This window comes from Vibrio marinisediminis (genome assembly GCF_014050145.1).
GTDB lineage: Bacteria > Pseudomonadota > Gammaproteobacteria > Enterobacterales > Vibrionaceae > Vibrio > Vibrio marinisediminis.
In genome coordinates this window covers 1-261 of sequence record NZ_JACFYF010000290.1, presented here as the reverse complement: position 1 = coordinate 261, position 261 = coordinate 1, and the positions used below count along the sequence as shown (strand labels likewise).

At 33.3% G+C, this 261-nt stretch carries 1 protein-coding gene; it reads right to left on the bottom strand.

Going from position 1 to position 261, the window contains the following annotated elements; translation table 11 throughout:
* The coding region (locus H2O73_RS24140; protein ID WP_220457769.1) for a hypothetical protein at window positions 1–261 on the bottom strand (261 nt) is incomplete at both ends.

Here is a 261-nt window from a genome sequence, read left to right as displayed (position 1 = left end):
GCTAGTAATTGTAGTTACTTCTGGATTTAAAAGTTCTATTTTTTGTGTAAAAGTTGCTTCGTTATCAAAAAAGGTTAAATCCATTTGAAACACCTTATCAAACTCGGTAATGCTCTCACTTTCTAAAACTTTACCTACACGTCTATAGTCGGTTGTCTGTGCAATAGAATCGAATAAGAATTCTGTTGGAAGTGCTCCACCTTCTGGTAAAACCTGAGAATATAAATGCCAATGATCTTCAATATCTGCTTTAAAAACAAG